The 15950-nt window shown below is 46.5% G+C and carries 11 protein-coding genes and 2 tRNA genes; 9 read left to right on the top strand and 4 right to left on the bottom strand.

The annotated features are described in order from the left end of the window. Positions 1–464: 464 nt before the first annotated feature. Together B5F25_RS13125 and B5F25_RS13130 are read right to left on the bottom strand one after the other, a co-directional pair. A tRNA-Met gene (locus tag B5F25_RS13125) sits at positions 465–538 on the bottom strand. Positions 539–587: 49 nt separating this feature from the next. After that, positions 588–661, bottom strand: a tRNA-Met gene (locus B5F25_RS13130). Positions 662–974: 313 nt separating this feature from the next. On the opposite strand from B5F25_RS13130, the gene B5F25_RS13135 reads away from it, so the two are divergent. The 5 genes from B5F25_RS13135 to B5F25_RS13155 all read left to right on the top strand — a co-directional run bounded on the left by B5F25_RS13135 (position 975) and on the right by B5F25_RS13155 (position 6569). Continuing rightward, positions 975–1355: an START-like domain-containing protein gene (locus B5F25_RS13135; protein WP_022039861.1), complete on the top strand. Its 381-nt coding sequence runs from the start codon at positions 975–977 to the stop codon at positions 1353–1355. Positions 1356–1435: 80 nt separating this feature from the next. Further along, a complete protein-coding gene (locus B5F25_RS13140; RefSeq protein ID WP_087250039.1) occupies positions 1436–3337 on the top strand; it encodes an LptF/LptG family permease in 1902 nt (633 codons plus the stop codon). A gap of 12 nt (positions 3338–3349) precedes the next feature. Further along, a complete protein-coding gene (locus tag B5F25_RS13145) occupies positions 3350–4564 on the top strand; it encodes a bifunctional 3,4-dihydroxy-2-butanone-4-phosphate synthase/GTP cyclohydrolase II (protein ID WP_022039863.1) in 1215 nt (404 codons plus the stop codon). Between the two features lie 32 nt (positions 4565–4596). Next, positions 4597–5304 carry a Bax inhibitor-1/YccA family protein gene (locus tag B5F25_RS13150; protein ID WP_022039156.1) on the top strand — a complete coding sequence of 236 codons (708 nt, stop codon included), beginning with the start codon at positions 4597–4599 and terminating at the stop codon, positions 5302–5304. A 71-nt stretch (positions 5305–5375) separates the two neighbouring features. Next, positions 5376–6569, top strand: a complete 1194-nt coding sequence (locus B5F25_RS13155) for a pyridoxal phosphate-dependent aminotransferase (RefSeq protein ID WP_087250041.1) — start codon at positions 5376–5378, stop codon at positions 6567–6569. Positions 6570–6738: 169 nt separating this feature from the next. Here the strand turns inward: B5F25_RS13155 and B5F25_RS13160 are convergent, their stop codons facing one another. After that, positions 6739–8955, bottom strand: coding sequence for an alpha-galactosidase (locus B5F25_RS13160; RefSeq protein WP_087250043.1), 2217 nt, complete (start codon positions 8953–8955; stop codon positions 6739–6741). Positions 8956–9106: 151 nt separating this feature from the next. Here B5F25_RS13160 and B5F25_RS13165 point away from each other — a divergent pair, with 151 nt between their 5' ends. The 3 genes from B5F25_RS13165 to B5F25_RS13175 all read left to right on the top strand — a co-directional run bounded on the left by B5F25_RS13165 (position 9107) and on the right by B5F25_RS13175 (position 13911). Next, entirely contained in the window at positions 9107–9904 is a 798-nt protein-coding gene (locus tag B5F25_RS13165) for a M48 family metallopeptidase (protein ID WP_087250081.1), read from the top strand. 125 nt (positions 9905–10029) lie between these two features. Next, positions 10030–12831 carry a glycoside hydrolase family 2 TIM barrel-domain containing protein gene (locus B5F25_RS13170; protein WP_087250045.1) on the top strand — a complete coding sequence of 934 codons (2802 nt, stop codon included), beginning with the start codon at positions 10030–10032 and terminating at the stop codon, positions 12829–12831. Between the two features lie 192 nt (positions 12832–13023). Further along, positions 13024–13911 (top strand): helix-turn-helix domain-containing protein, encoded by an 888-nt coding sequence (locus B5F25_RS13175; RefSeq protein WP_087209479.1) that lies wholly within the window; start codon positions 13024–13026, stop codon positions 13909–13911. On the opposite strand, the gene B5F25_RS13180 is transcribed toward B5F25_RS13175, so the two are convergent. After that, entirely contained in the window at positions 13865–14122 is a 258-nt protein-coding gene (locus B5F25_RS13180) for a hypothetical protein (RefSeq protein ID WP_162608477.1), read from the bottom strand. The two genes, B5F25_RS13175 and B5F25_RS13180, sit on opposite strands and share 47 nt — an antisense overlap. Positions 14123–14513: 391 nt before the next feature. Here B5F25_RS13180 and B5F25_RS13185 point away from each other — a divergent pair, with 391 nt between their 5' ends. After that, positions 14514–15842 carry a beta-mannosidase gene (locus B5F25_RS13185; protein WP_087250050.1) on the top strand — a complete coding sequence of 443 codons (1329 nt, stop codon included), beginning with the start codon at positions 14514–14516 and terminating at the stop codon, positions 15840–15842. Positions 15843–15950 lie beyond the last annotated feature (108 nt).

Raw genomic sequence — 15950 nt, forward strand, 5'->3', positions numbered from 1 at the left:
CAAAATGCTGCTATACAACATATTACAGGACGAATATTCTTAAAACTGATGAAAAATGGCCGAAACGGATACTCATTAATATAATTATACGCGCGCGAAGGGCACACAGGACAAAAAAAACATCCACACACATCCAGACGGACATAAGTGGTAAGGCAGGACCACTTATGTGAAACGGCAGGGGTACTTATGTGAAACGGGCAACCCACTTATGTTCATCAAAAGGCATGCTTGAATGAGTGACAAGAATAATGTTTCTCATTTCATTTTTGATTGACTTTAAATGCCAATGAAAAGTAATATATACTGCATCCGCAGTTTCAGTGCATTGAAACTGCCAGAAAAGATAACTGCATCGGCAAACGCAGTATATATTACTCTCAGATACTATTTCTTTTTGGCATCAAATACAGACAAACAGACATAAAAAAAAGGCTAACCCGAACGAGTCAGCCTCTTTTCTGTAGCGGGACCCGGGATTGAACCGGGGACCTCATGATTATGAATCATGCGCTCTAACCAGCTGAGCTATCCCGCCATACAACCGCCAGGCGTGGAAGCCACCCAACGGTCAAATCATTACTTAGTAGCGGGACCCGGGATTGAACCGGGGACCTCATGATTATGAATCATGCGCTCTAACCAGCTGAGCTATCCCGCCATCTTTTCGATTGTGGGTGCAAAGGTAAAACATCTTTTCGACATACGCAATATTTTCGCCCATTTTTCTTTTGTTTTCCTCCACATCTTTTTCACTTCTTTTTTACCTCCAAAAGCTAAATCCACGTACAATGCATTCATATCCAGCCATATGCGAAATCCATATTATCACGTATATCATCAAAACGGAAAATACGCAAAAGAGAAAAGCGAAAAATAATAGACGATTCATTATGTAGTGTACAAAAAATTAGTTTAATTTGCGCCCGTTATTTTAATTCATAACTTTAACAAAGAAAAGCCTGAAACTATCTATGAAAAAGAAAATAAAGATAGAATATACGTTAGCTCCTGCATCAAGCACTATTTTATGGAACGCCATCAGCACTCCATCCGGATTAAGCCGCTGGTTTGCCGATAACGTAACCAGACTTAACAAGACATTTATGTTCAAATGGGGAAAGACCGAAACCAGAGAAGCCGAAATAACCAATTTCCGGACCGAATCATTCATCCGTTTTCACTGGAAAGACGATGAGCCACGCACCTATTTCGAACTAAAAATTTATTACAATGAACTAACCACAGACCTTTCACTAGAAGTGACAGACTTTGCCGAACCCGGTGAAGAAGATGACGTTATCAACCTATGGGACTCTCAAATTGAAGTGCTAAAACGGACGTGCGGTATATAATTTTCTAAAAATATACAAAACATCATGCTCCGCGTTGTTTTTTATGCTACTTTTGCAAGCTGACAACCATATATTAAGGAATGCTACGCATAAAAAAACTAGATATATTCGTATTGAAGAGCTTTTTACTGCTCTTTTCTGGGACGTTTTTCATCTGTCTGTTTATCTTCATGATGCAATTTCTATGGAGGTACGTAGACGAGTTAGTAGGAAAAGGATTAGAGATTAATGTTCTAGCCCAATTTTTCTTTTATTCAGGTCTGACATTGATTCCCCTGTCGCTTCCTCTGGCCATCCTACTGGCTGCACTCATGACATTCGGAAACTTTGGTGAGCGGTACGAACTGTTATCCATGAAGGCAGCAGGCATCCCCCTACTCCGTATCATGCGGCCAGTCGTACTGTTCTGCATGTTTCTGGGAGGCATGTCATTCTTTTTCCAGAACGAAATCGGTCCGCGTGCCCAAAAGCAACTATGGACACTCTTGGTTTCCATGAAGCAAAAATCTCCTGAAGTAGACATACCGGAAGGAGTATTTTATAGTGATATCGACGGTTATAACATTTATGTCAAGCACAAAGACCGGGAGACAGGTATGCTGAAAGACGTGTTAATATACAACTTTTCCGATGGATTCGAAAATGCACATATCATTTGGGCGGAAGAAGGGAAGTTGGAACTGACCGCCGACAAGCAGCATCTTTTCCTTCATTTGTATAATGGTGAACAATTTGAGAACCTGAAATCCCAATCTGTCATTTCACGTAACGTCCCCTACCGCCGCGAATCATTCAAGGAAAAGCATACACTTATCCAATTCGATTCCGATTTCAATATGGTAGACGGAAGTTTCCTCGACCAACGCTCGGATATCAAGAATATGCGGGAAATCTCCCAGGCTATTGATTCGTTGGAAATACACGCCGACAGTGTAGGACGCGCTTACTTCAACGATGTCATTAACTCTACTTACAAGACACCGGTACTGACCAAAGCCGATTCTACCAAATTGGAGAAACTGAACGTGGCATACCTGAATACTGACAGCATCTTCAATTCCATGACTTCGCAAGAAAAGTCTCAAACATTGAGCAAGACGGAAAACAGGATTTCCTCGTTGGCATCCGACTGGGAGATGAAAAGCTTTATGAGCAAAAGTACGGACGGAAATATCCGTTCGCACCGTTCCGACTGGCACAAGAAAATCACTCTTTCGTTGGCTTGTATCATCTTTTTCTTTATCGGAGCACCGCTGGGAGCCATTATCCGCAAGGGCGGACTGGGTATGCCGGTCGTGATATCCGTGCTGATTTTTGTGGTGTATTACATTATCGACTCGGGCGCGACCCGTATCGGGAAAAGCGGCGAGATGAATGTGGCGCTGGGTACCTGGATGAGTACACTCGTGCTGGCACCCGTAGGAGCGTTCTTCACTTATAAGTCAAACAAAGATTCGGTGGTGTTCAATATTGACACGTATGCGGCGTTTTTCCGCAAGGTGTTTGGCATCCGCTTGTCGAGACACCTGTTTAAGAAAGAAGTGATTATCCATACACCCGAATACCGGAAAGATGTCGAGGCGCTGGAACACATCAGCGCATTGTGTGAAGACTATATGCGTATGCATCGGTTGAAAGGATTGCCTAATTATATCAAGCTATTCATGAACAACAAGCCGGACGATGCCATCGCTGATATCAGCAGGCAAATGGAAGCGGTGATAGAGGAACTCTCGAATTCGAAAGATCCAATCTTGCTGAACGCGATGAACAATTATCCTTTCCTGGCGGTTAAGGCTCATAAGAGTCCGTTCGGGAACCGCTGGCTTAACTTGGCGTTAGGTATCGTGGTACCTGTAGGATTGTTGGTGTACCTTCATATCTGGCGGTTCAGGCTACGGCTGGAGAAAGATTTAAAAAACATTATCCGGACCAACGGACAGGTTATACAACAAATAAAAGACCAACATTATTATTCATAACAATAACGCATTATGGACAAGATAAAGCTAAATACCGTAGAAGAAGCCATTGAGGACTTCCGTAAAGGAGAATTTGTAATCGTAGTAGATGATGAAGACCGCGAAAATGAAGGCGACCTTATCATTGCAGCCGAGCTGATTACGCCTGAAAAAGTGAACTTTATGCTGAAACATGCCCGCGGGGTGCTTTGTGCGCCGATTACGATGTCCCGATGCAAGGAGCTCGACCTTCCGTGCCAGGTAATCAATAACACATCGGTTTTAGGGACTCCGTTTACGGTGACTATCGATAAGCTGGAGGGATGTACTACAGGAGTTTCGGCTGCCGACCGTGCCGCTACCATCCGTGCGCTTGCCGACCCGGCATCGGTTCCTGAAACTTTTGGCCGTCCCGGACATATAAACCCGCTTTATGCGCAAGACAAAGGGGTGCTCCGCCGTGCGGGACATACCGAAGCGAGTATCGACCTCGCCAAGCTGGCAGGGCTTTATCCCGCGGCTGCTTTGATGGAAGTGATGAACGAGGACGGTACGATGGCACGCCTTCCCGAACTGCGCCAGATGGCGGACCAATATGGGTTTAAGCTGATATCGATTGCCGACTTGATAGCCTATCGTTTGAAGCAAGAGTCGCTGGTAGAGCGGGGTGTGGAGGTAGACATGCCTACCGGATACGGACATTTCCGCCTGATACCTTTCCGCCAGAAAAGCAACGGCCTGGAACACGTGGCGTTGATAAAGGGACACTTCGAGCCTGATGAACCCGTATTGGTGCGTGTACATTCGTCGTGTGCTACGGGCGACATTTTCGGTTCTTTGCGTTGCGATTGCGGAGAACAGCTTCATAAAGCCATGCAAATGATAGAAAGAGAAGGCAAAGGTGCCGTTATCTACCTTATTCAGGAAGGACGTGGCATCGGATTGATGGAAAAAATGAAAGCCTACAAGCTCCAGGAAGAAGGCATGGACACCGTAGACGCCAACATCTGCCTCGGACACCAAGCCGATGAACGCGACTATGGAGTAGGCGCACAAATCCTGCGTGAGGTAGGCATTCACAAGATGCGTCTGCTTACCAATAATCCTGTAAAACGGGTGGGACTGGAAGCCTACGGATTGGAAATCGTGGAGAATGTGCCCATCGAGGTCACACCTAACGTTTACAACGAACGTTACCTGCATACGAAGAAAGACCGCATGGGACATACGTTGCATTTTAAGAATTAGAATTGAAAATCAAAAATTAAAAATTGATGATTATGGAAACAAATGATTTGGCAAAAGTGTACGCGTCTAAAGCAAAGGCCGTACAAGCTACACTGATGCGCAATGTCTACACATGGATGACATTGGCGCTGGTCATTACCGGATTGGTATCTTTATACGTGGCAAAATCATACACGTTACTCTCGATGATTATTGAAAACCGGATGCTCTTCTGGGGGCTTCTGATAGCTGAAATAGGATTGGTCATCTACCTTTCCGCACGCATCCACCGGATTGCTTTCAGCACCGCTACCCTGCTTTTTATCGCCTACTCCATTCTGAACGGAGTCACACTCGCCTTTATCTTTATGATATACACCATGAGTTCCATTGCCACCACATTCTTTGTTACGGCAGGTACCTTTGGCGTAATGGCACTCTATGGCTATGTAACCAAGAAAGACTTGAGCCGTATCGGAAATATCTGCATCATGGCACTGATCGGACTTATCATTGCTTCACTGGTCAACTTGTTCCTGCATAACTCAATGATGGATTTAATCATTTCGGGTATCGGTGTGTTGATTTTCACGGGGCTTACGGCTTATGATTCACAAAAAATCAAGCAGCTATTAACAGGAGAAGACATAGCGATAAATGATACCACCCAAAAGATTGCCCTGATGGGTGCCATGACACTCTATCTCGACTTTATCAATCTTTTCTTGTATTTACTTCGGTTCTTAGGCGACAGAAAGTAATAAATGTTTTTATATGTCATAAAAAATGCTTTATTTTGCACCGATTTTGAACTAAAATTAAAAAGAAGAATATGAATCAACTTTCAGAACGTTTAAACAGTTTGTCACCCTCGGCTACGCTGGCTATGTCGCAAAAGAGCGGCGAGCTTAAGGCTCAGGGCGTAGATGTAATCAACATGAGTGTCGGCGAACCCGACTTCAACACTCCCGACCATATCAAGGAAGCCGCTAAAAAAGCGATTGACGAAAACTATTCGCGCTATTCTCCTGTAGCCGGTTATCCCGCATTGCGAAACGCCATTGTAGAAAAACTGAAAAAAGAAAACGGACTGGAATATACAGCAGCCCAAATCAGTTGTGCCAACGGTGCCAAGCAGTCGGTATGCAACACGATTATGGCTTTGGTAAACAAAGGAGATGAAGTCATTGTCCCTGCTCCTTATTGGGTAAGCTATCCCGAAATGGTGAAACTGGCAGAAGGTACTCCCGTCATTGTGCGTGCGGGTATCGAGCAAGACTTCAAGATTACTCCCGAACAACTGGAAGCAGCTATCACCCCGAATACACGTGCCCTGATTTTATGCTCACCCTCCAACCCTACAGGGTCTGTATACAGCAAAGAGGAACTTGCAGGACTGGCTGCTGTATTGGCAAAACATGAGCGAATTATCACCATTGCCGATGAAATTTACGAACATATCAATTATGTCGGCCGTCACGAAAGCATTGCCCAGTTTACCGAAATCAAAGACCGTGTGGTTATCGTCAACGGAGTTTCCAAAGCATATGCCATGACAGGTTGGCGTATCGGTTTCATTGCGGCTCCCGAATGGATTGTAAAAGGTGTCAACAAACTCCAGGGACAATATACTTCTGGTCCGTGCTCGGTATCGCAGAAAGCAGCCGAAGCCGCTTACACCGGCACACAGGCTCCAGTAGAAGAAATGCGCCAGGCATTCCAACGCCGTCGTGACTTGATTGTCAAACTGGCGAAAGAAATTCCGGGATTTGAAGTAAACGTGCCCGAAGGTGCTTTCTACCTCTTCCCGAAATGCGACTTCTTCTTTGGCAAGAAAGACGGCGACCGTGTCATCAACAACGCCGATGACCTTGCCATGTACCTGCTCGAAGTAGGCCACGTAGCCTGCGTGGGCGGAACATCCTTCGGTGCCCCTGAATGTATCCGCATGAGTTACGCCACTTCCGATGAAAACATCATCGAAGCCATGCGCCGCATCAAGGAAACACTGGCAAAACTGAAATAAAAAGTTTTCCAAGAAACTGTTTTGAATTACTACAAAAAGTTTTTCTTAGCTTAATGTGTTCGTCTTGTGCGTACTTTGGGCGATAAATTCAAAACGATTTCTAACTAAATAAAGAACCGGGAATAAAGAATAACGATTTGTTTATTCTTCATTCCCGGTTCTTTATTTTTTACTGTTCTGCTACCAAATACAGCACCCGGCTGGCATAATCATTCAGCTTGTGATAGTCCACCTTATGCGTGTAAGGGATTTCCAAGCCGTTTTCCATCAAGAACTTGCCCGAATACGCTTTCCCTTCGAACGGGAGAGGCTCGTTATCGATGCGGTTCAACTCTTTGACCCGATACATCTTCGCCGGGTCGAGACCTGCCATGCGCACACGAGGCAAATGCTGGTTATAAAACGTTTCCATTTTCCACCAATAGAATACCGCCTTGTCTTTCTCGGGCGAAGTATACATCAGAGACGCCACACCCAAGCGGTCGTAGGGAGAAACCAGACGGTAGATATCCCCGAACTGCACTACGGGACGAATCATCTTGTAATCGGCTATTGCCTTCCGGCAAATCTCCTTCTCCTCCTCGGTCATGTTCTTTGGCTGGATTTCCATGCCCAGACGCCCGCTCATCGCCACATCGATGCGGTATTTGATAGGAACGGTACGGAAGACCTGATGATTGGGAGCCGAACTGATGTGGGATGCCATGGCAATCGCCGGAAAGAAATACGAGGTGCCCCATTGCATGTAAATGCGCTGGAGGGCATCGGTATTGTCGCTCACCCAAAACTCGTCGAACCAAGGCAAGTACCCCCAGTTGGCACGTCCTCCGCCGCTGGCACAAGCCTGGATAGTAAGGTCAGGATATTTGGCACGGATACGGTTGCATACACTCTCGAAGCCACGATGATACTCGATGTACATGTGGCTCTGGTTGTCAGCGGTCAGGTAATTCGAACCGTGGTTCATAATCGCCATATTGGCGTCCCACTTGATATACTCGATTTCGGGATACTTGCTCATCAGGTCATCCACCACGCCGAACACGAAATCCTGCACTTCGGGATTGCCGAGGTCAAGCACTACCTGCGTTCCGCCACGCCCTAACACCGGGTCGCGCTGGGGAGCTTTCACTATCCATTCGGGATGCTTCTCGTAGAGTTCGCTCGTAGTATTCGACATTTCCGGTTCTATCCAGATACCGAATCCCACATGATGTTTCTTCGCGTCACGGAGCAATCCCTCAATGCCTTCGGGAAGCTTACGGGTATCTACCACCCAGTCGCCCAACGAAGAATTATCGGTATTGCGCTGGTACTTGCCTCCGAACCATCCGTCATCCATCACAAACAATTCGCCGCCCATTGATTCGATGTCCGCCATCATCTGTTCCATGCCTTGCTGGTTGATGTCGAAGTAAACACCTTCCCAGCTATTGAGCAAGATTTTGCGAGGCTTGTCTCCATGCGCCAGCTTATAAGTGCGTCCCCAGCGGTGAAAGTTCCGGCTGGCTCCGCTCAACCCTTCGTCCGAATAAGTAAGGGCAAGCACCGGAGTCTTGAACGTCTCGCCTTTCTGCAAATGATACATGGAATTATCTTCATTGATACCGGCAAAGAACTGGTGGTATTCGCTATCATCGGTGTCGATACGGAGCTTGTAATTTCCTGTATAGCAAAGTGCCGCACCAATGGTCCGCCCTACGTTTTCCTGTGGACGTCCGTCGAGCGAGAACATCACTTCGGCATGTGCCGTATGCGAATTGCGCACCCCGTCCTTGTTCTTTATCACTTTCATGCCCGGCTCCAACGGTTCCTGAGCCAAACGCCCTTCGTTCGCCCACGAACCATACAGGCTGGAGAGCCATACATTGCCCCTGCGGATGGGCAGGTAAGCCGAAGCGAACTGGTTGAGCACTACGGGTTTCTTTTCTTCGTTCGTTATTTCGGTCCAGGTCTCAATGATGTCCACATCCTGATAAGCCCGGTAACATACGTTGACATAAAATGGATACACCTTATCTTTCAAGCGGACAGAAACTTCCTTTGTCTTATCCCCATCGGTCGTAGCCACGCTTTCCACCACCAGCTGGGTTGACATGTTCCCGTCGGCATGGCATACCGAGAGCGCCGTTTCTGCCGGAGTATTCATTCCATACACCGGATAAGCGGCATGATTGCACGTACGCACCGCATCAATCTGTTTCAGGTCCGCATCGCCCAGCTTCGTACCATAATATACATATTTCAATTCTCCCCCTTGCGGTGCGTTAATCACCAGCGAAGTTTCGGGAGTAGAGAGTCGCACAAGTTGCTCTTGCGCCCATACACCGGAAGCGAAAAGCGAAGCTCCGGCAACTAATAAGACTTTAGCTTTCATGTTTTTCATGATGAGTTGTTTTAAATGATATCAATGCAAAAGTAGGCATATTCCACCAATGCGAATGATACTGTATTATCTTTTTCATTACAGATAGTGCGGATTATTACAGAAAATGCTATATATTTGCTGAAAGAAACCTTAAAACGAATTACGGATGATGAAACAACTGCATTTCACCTTGCTCTTGCTTGCCGCCCTCCTGCTGGCAGGCTGCTCTACCGTCCCCCTGACCGGACGGAAGCAAATGCTTTTGGTATCGGATAGCGAAGTGCTGTCCTCCAGTCTTACCCAATACAACGACTATATCAAGTCGGCTAAGAAATCAGCCAATGCCGCACAAACCGCCATGGTGGTACGGGTAGGGAAAAAGATAGCCTCCGCCACCGAAGCCTACCTGCGCGCGAACGGCATGGCATCGGAAATCCAGAACTTCGCGTGGGAATTCAATCTCATACAAGACCCGCAAGTGAACGCCTTCTGCATGCCGGGCGGAAAGATTGTAGTTTATGAAGGACTGATGAAGCTGGTCTCTTCCGATGACGAACTGGCGGTAGTGGTAGGACATGAAGTGGCACATGCCGTAGCAAAGCATAGCAATGAACGCCTGAGCCAACAAGTAATGGCGCAATATGGCGCAAATATCCTCAATTCGCTGGTAAGCGACAAGAGTGCTGCAGTGCAAAAGGTTGCAGGCACGGTTTACGGCATCGGCGCACAATACGGCATGATGCTTCCCTTCTCGCGCAAACACGAATCGGAAGCAGACTATATGGGGCTGGTATTCATGACCATGGCTGGATACAATCCCGATATAGCCGTCGGATTCTGGCAAAAGATGTCGGCAGGAAGCGGAGGGTCTGTACCCGAGTTTATGAGCACACACCCCAGCGATGCCACCCGTATCGCCGATATCCGGAAAGAACTGCCAGGCATCAAGGCGAAATATGGCAAATGATGAACATTTACTATTTGACAATTTACAAATTACGATTTACGATTTACGATTTATCCCCTAATCCTATTTTGTACATTGCAAATAGAAATGAAATAAATTGTAAATCGTAAATTGCTAAATTGTAAATGAAACAACTCTTTCTTTCACTCGCAACCATGCTTTGCGCTTTGTGCGCACAAGCACAAGAGAGAGCCTTCCTTCCCCTGTCGGGCATCTGGGAAAGTTCGTTAGGCACTTGCCGGCTTCCGGGCACCACCGATGAAAACAAATTAGGCAATCCGGCACAGGCTCCCTATGCTACGGCTCAGTTGACAAGGCTCTATTCGTATAGCGGACAAGTCACCTACGAACGCGACTTCACCTTGCCCGAAAGCTTTGCCGGAAAGAAGCTCCGCCTGATTATGGAACGCACCAAGCCCAGCACGCTTTGGATAGACGGAGACAGCATCGGAAGCTTCTCACACCTCTATGCCCCTCATTGTTATGAACTTCCTTCCCTGAAACTAGGCAAGCACCATATTGTCCTGCGTATAGACAATTCTGAAACATCAGTACCGAAAGAAATACAAAGTTCACATGCTTGGACCGATGCCACACAAACCAACTGGAACGGTATCTTAGGCAAATTCGGGATAGAAGCCTACGATACACCTTATATAAATAAGGTACAAGTCTACCCATCTGTATCTGAAAAATGCGCCCGCATAACATTGGAGGTATGGTCCGACTATCCCTGTTCAGCAATTGTCAGTATCCAAGGAAAAGCATGGAATACCCCTACTACACACGTGCTTCCCACCTTCGAGAAAAACATAACCTTGCAACAGGGTGCCAATTCGTTTACCTTTACACTTGGCATGGGAGAGTCTCCGCTGCTATGGAGCGAATTTCATCCTGCCTTGTATGGACTGGACATTGCACTTAACAACGGGCACTCACACGACCAGCAACACATAGATTTCGGAATGCGTGAATTCGGTACAGAAAACACGCAATTTGTTTTAAACGACAAGAAAATATTGCTTCGTGGCAAACACGATGCCTGCGTCTTCCCTCTTACCGGATATGCACCAATGGATGTGGAAACATGGCGCAACATATTCCGCATAGCCAAACGATATGGCATCAATCACTACCGGTGCCATTCGTACACTCCTCCCGAAGCAGCCTTGAAAGCAGCCGATATAGAAGGTATCTATTTCCAAGTAGAACTTCCACTTTGGGGAGCTATACAGCGTAATAATATATCGTTGAACACATTCCTGAAACGAGAAGGCAACATGATATTGGACTGGCTGGGCAATCATCCTTCGTTCATGATGCTGGGACTAGGCAATGAGCTGCACGGAGACATTGACGTAATGCGCGAGTGGCTTGACGAGTTCCGCCGGAAAGACCTACGGCACTTGTATTGTTTCGGTTCGAACAACAATCTGGGTTGGCAAGGTCCGCAAGATGGAGAAGACTTTTTCGTAACGTGCCGGGTAGGCGGAGGCGAAGGATATTCGACTCATGTACGCTCTTCCTTCGCATACGTGGATGCAGAAAAGGGAGGCATCCTGAACAACACCCGTCCCAATACAACCGCCAATTATGCACAAGCCATCGCCCGGTGTCCCCGTCCCGTAGTGGGACACGAGACCTGCCAGTTCCAGATTTATCCCGACTTCCAGCAAATTGCGAAATACAAAGGCGTGCTGTATCCATACAATCTGGAAATATTCCGTAACCGGCTAAAAGAAAATCACTTATACGACCAAGCCGAAGCTTTCCATCGTGCTACGGGACATTTCTCTGTGGCATGTTACAAAGCCGATATCGAATATGCCCTGCGCACACCCGGCTTCGGAGGTTTCCAAATGCTCGACCTGCAGGATTACCCCGGACAAGGCTCGGCACTGGTAGGCATATTAGACGCCTTCATGGAAAGCAAAGGCATTATAGACCCCAAAACCTTCTACGGATTCTGTGCACCGGTCGTACCGCTTGCCCGGCTCACCGATTTCTGCTGGCTGAACACCCAACCTTTACACATTGGTATCTCCCTTTCCAACTACGAAGAAAATGATTGGTCGACTCCCATTCATTGGCAACTGGTTTCTGATGACGGAGAATGGGAAAAACAAGGAACGATTACCTGTTCCGTTCCCCAAGGCGAACTAAAAGAAGCCGGTGACATCAATTTATCACTAAACGGACTGAAAAAGCCTCAGCGCCTCACCTTAAACCTTCGGACAGGTACTTACCACAATTATTACCATCTTTGGGTTTACCCCGATGAGCAGGAAAGTACAGAAGGAATTTACATCGATTCCCTACTTAACAAGCAGGTGAAAGCCAAGCTGGCAAAGGGAGAAACCGTACTCTTGCTTCCCCGCCACAAGGACATCGGGAAACAAAGCGTAGGAGGCATGTTCACACCCGATTATTGGAACTATGCCATGTTCAAGACCATATCGGAAAATGCAGGCAAAGAGGTTTCGCCGGGTACGATGTCGATATTGACAAATCCCGCACATCCCTTATTCCGCCACTTCCCTACCGAAGAGCATAGTGACTGGCAATGGTGGAGCATCACCCGAAATTCGCGTCCGATGATACTGAACCACACAGACAAGGCATACCGCCCCGTAGTGCAAGTCATTGATAACATCGAACGGAACCACAAACTGGGTATTGTCTTCGAGTTCCGCATCGGAAAAGGAAAGCTTCTGGTATGCACCACCGACCTCAATGCCATTAAAGACACACCCGAAGGGAACCAGTTCCGCACTGCCCTGCTCCGCTATGCAAAATCGGCACAATTCCAGCCCGACACCGTATTGACATGGGAAGAACTGATCCGACTTTTCACCGAGGACATCATCCAACGAGATATACAAGGAGTAAAGAACCAATCAGACTATAGTTCGAATGTGCTAATGTGAGAGTGTGCCAATGTGACAATGTGCCAATGTAAAAATGTGAGAATGTGCCAATGTGAAAATGTGTCAATGTGAGAATGTGAGAATGCATTGGCTCATTAGCAAATTAACACATTGTCACATTAACGAATTAACACATTGTCACATTAACGAATTAATGCATTGGCTCATTAGCAAATTAATAAATTTAAGACCATGATAGTAAAAGACAAAAACGTTATCCGCGAAATTACTCCTCTTTCGGAAAAAGACTGCTTCTACATTGCCGACCGAAGGAAAAGCGAATTCACTTATCCGATGCATTGCCACAAGGAATTCGAACTGAACTTCGTAATCAATGCCCCCGGAGTACAACGCATCGTAGGCGACTCTGCAGAAATCATCGGCGAATACGACCTGGTACTCATCACCAGTCCAGATTTGGAGCATGTATGGGAACAACATGATTGCAAAAGCAAGGACGTTCGGGAAATCACCATCCAGTTCTCACCCCAATTCATGAAAACTTTACTCAGCACCAATCAATTCGACCGCGTCATGAAAATGTTCGACAAGGCACAAAACGGACTGAGTTTCCCCATGCAAGCCATTATGAAAGTCTATGCCCTGATAGACGAACTGCCCGACACGAAAGGTTTCTATGCCGTAACTCGCTTCCTTACCCTTTTATATGAACTTTCCATGTTCACCGAAGAAGCACGCGTGCTATCCAGTTCTTCGTTCGCGAAAATCCAACAACACTCAGACAGTCGCCGAGTGCAGAAAGTACAAGACTATATCAACCAGCATTACAAAGAAGAAATCCGGCTGAACCAACTGGCAGATATGGTCGGAATGACCGAAGTATCGTTCAGCCGCTTCTTTAAACTCCGCACGGGCAAAAATCTGTCCGATTACATCATTGACATCCGTCTGGGACATGCCACACGCATGCTGGTAGACTCCACCATGAGCATCGCAGAAATCTGTTACGAATCAGGATTCAACAACCTTTCCAATTTCAACCGCATCTTCAAAAAGAAAAAACTGGCATCCCCTAAAGACTTCCGGGATAATTACAAGAAGAAACGGATTCTGATATAGAACTGTTTTGCATGTACCGTATGCCGATTGGAAAGAGTTGTTGAGAAGCTGTTTTGAATTTCTCCAAAAAGTTTTTCTTGGCTTGATGTATCCGTTTTCGTGTGTGCTTTGGGCGATTTTTTGGTCCTTTTCGCTCCTGTTCTTCGTCAGATAGCCCGCTATCTTCCTCATCACAGAAGCAAAAATGCCTCAAAAACTCATCCCAAATCATCGCACGATAAATTCAAAACAGCTTCTTAGTCCTTATATTTGCGCATATTAATAACACAAAACATCAATAATGCCAATCAGGAGTTAAAAGGGAGTTATAGGTAGTTATCGCCCGCCGGTGCGGGCTGGGAGTTAGATGCCAATACCTTTTTGCGCCGCTTCTGTAGAGACGATGTGTACATCGTCTTTACTACGTGTCATATACAAAATGCACAAATAAATACCGCGTGAAGTATAACTCCTGAACGAAGTGATAACTCCTGTAAAACATAACTACGTTTAACTCCTGATTCGCATCAATAGAAAATCAATAGAAAATAAAATCGGATAAAATAGTATCAATTTCGTATTTCCGTTCGGGCTATATTTGCAAAAAACAAATCTAATAGCTTATGTGGAAACAAATAATTTTATCCGTTTTAATTTTACCAGCGTTCCTCATCGGTTGTACATCCACACCGAAAGAGGTGTCTTCACCATTTATTCAAGTCAAGAACGGACAGTTCATCCGTAACGGACAACCTTATTATTATATAGGAGCCAACTTCTGGTACGGTGCCATCCTCGCCTCGGAAGGAACGGGAGGCAACCGCGAACGCCTGCACCGGGAACTCGACTCCCTGAAAGCCATCGGCGTGGACAACCTGCGCATCTTAGTCGGCTCGGACGGAAAGCGAGGCGTTCCCACCAAAGTGGAACCTACCCTGCAAGAAGCTCCGGGCATCTATAATGATACTATTCTGGCAGGATTAGACTACTTATTGGCAGAAATGGAAAAGCGTGACATGCTGGCGGTGCTCTATCTGAACAATTCGTGGGAATGGAGCGGAGGATACAGCCAGTACCTCGCTTGGGCAAAAGGAGACAAGGCTCCCGTGCCTGCCGTAGACGGATGGCCCGCTTTCATGGACTATGTGAAAGAGTTCGTGGTATCGGACAGCGCACAAGCCCTCTTCGCCAACCACGTGAAATACATCCTCACCCGCACCAACCGGTACACCCACCGGAAATATACAGACGACCCGACCATCATGTCGTGGCAAATCGGGAACGAACCCCGTGCTTTCGCTTCCGACTCTATCCATAAAGCAGCCTTCGCCGAGTGGATGAGCAAGACTTCTTCCCTTATCCGCTCGCTTGACCCGAACCATCTTATTTCTACAGGAAGCGAAGGCAAACACGGATGTGAAGAAGACATTGCCCTCTTCGAAAAAGTCCATGCCGATACAAACATCGACTACATGAACATCCACATCTGGCCCTACAATTGGGGCTGGGCACCGAAGGACAGCCTTCAAGAGAATTTAGAAAAAGCCTGCACGAACACGCAAGCCTATATCAACGAACATCTGAATATAGCAAAAAAGTATCAGAAGCCGCTTGTACTGGAAGAGTTCGGCTATCCGCGTGACAGTTTTCAATTTGGTAAAAACATATCAACCCATGCCCGTGACGGGTATTACAAGTGTATCTTTGATTTAATAGTTAAACACGCAACCCATCAAAGCCTGTTGGCTGGTTGCAACTTCTGGGGCTGGGGCGGTTTAGCCGTTCCCTCCTCGGAACATGTTTTCTGGCAGTCCGGAGACGATTATACAGGCGACCCCGCCCAGGAAGAGCAAGGATTGAACTCGGTTTTCGCATCCGACTCCAGTACGATAAGCCTTATCCATACGGCAAATAAAGCATTGCTGCACAAGTCAGAAACTTCTTCGAAATAAATATTACGAAGGTGTATCAAGATTGATAAAATTATATTAGTTTATCCGTCAAGTATGCGGTAATTTTGCCAATAACAAAAAACGGTACGGCATAGTTACCGGCATACA

This window comes from Bacteroides sp. An19 (assembly GCF_002160215.1).
Lineage (GTDB): Bacteria > Bacteroidota > Bacteroidia > Bacteroidales > Bacteroidaceae > Phocaeicola > Phocaeicola intestinalis.

Excerpts from the sequence above, each read along its gene's own strand:
- B5F25_RS13175 (WP_087209479.1), top strand. The coding sequence starts at position 13,024 with ATGATAGTAAAAGACAAAAACGTTATCCGCGAAATTACTCCTCTTTCG.
- B5F25_RS13165 (WP_087250081.1), top strand. The coding sequence starts at position 9,107 with ATGAAACAACTGCATTTCACCTTGCTCTTGCTTGCCGCCCTCCTGCTG.
- B5F25_RS13135 (WP_022039861.1), top strand. The coding sequence starts at position 975 with ATGAAAAAGAAAATAAAGATAGAATATACGTTAGCTCCTGCATCAAGC.
- B5F25_RS13185 (WP_087250050.1), top strand. The coding sequence starts at position 14,514 with ATGTGGAAACAAATAATTTTATCCGTTTTAATTTTACCAGCGTTCCTC.
- B5F25_RS13180 (WP_162608477.1), bottom strand. The coding sequence starts at position 14,122 with ATGATTTGGGATGAGTTTTTGAGGCATTTTTGCTTCTGTGATGAGGAA.
- B5F25_RS13155 (WP_087250041.1), top strand. The coding sequence starts at position 5,376 with ATGAATCAACTTTCAGAACGTTTAAACAGTTTGTCACCCTCGGCTACG.
- B5F25_RS13140 (WP_087250039.1), top strand. The coding sequence starts at position 1,436 with ATGCTACGCATAAAAAAACTAGATATATTCGTATTGAAGAGCTTTTTA.
- B5F25_RS13170 (WP_087250045.1), top strand. The coding sequence starts at position 10,030 with ATGAAACAACTCTTTCTTTCACTCGCAACCATGCTTTGCGCTTTGTGC.
- B5F25_RS13150 (WP_022039156.1), top strand. The coding sequence starts at position 4,597 with ATGGAAACAAATGATTTGGCAAAAGTGTACGCGTCTAAAGCAAAGGCC.
- B5F25_RS13145 (WP_022039863.1), top strand. The coding sequence starts at position 3,350 with ATGGACAAGATAAAGCTAAATACCGTAGAAGAAGCCATTGAGGACTTC.
- B5F25_RS13160 (WP_087250043.1), bottom strand. The coding sequence starts at position 8,955 with ATGAAAAACATGAAAGCTAAAGTCTTATTAGTTGCCGGAGCTTCGCTT.